The organism is Neobacillus sp. MER 74 (assembly GCF_023714155.1).
In genome coordinates, this window is the sequence record NZ_JAMAUV010000122.1 from 1 (window position 1) to 255 (window position 255).

1 protein-coding gene is annotated in these 255 nt (G+C 28.2%); it reads right to left on the reverse strand.

The genetic code is table 11. The annotated features are described in order from the left end of the window. A partial coding sequence (locus M3610_RS27820) for a transposase (RefSeq protein WP_251463670.1) occupies window positions 1-255 on the reverse strand: 255 nt, incomplete at both ends.

Consider the following 255-nt stretch of genomic DNA (forward strand, 5'->3'; position numbering starts at 1 on the left):
GAATCCCCCCTAAATCTTGTTATTAATTCCTTTACTCCGATTATATTTATCATTCTTTTAAAATTATAGGCAAGACAAATAAAGCTTACCTCAGTGTTTACTGATTCAAGCCCTCTTGTTAAAAAATTTGTATAACCAAAATGTCGTTTTATGGTTCCAAAAAGATGTTCTATTATAGAACCCCTTTTCTTGTAAATATTATCTTTTTTAATTGTATTTTCAGTCACCTGGTCAATGATTTCTTCATTATTAAAC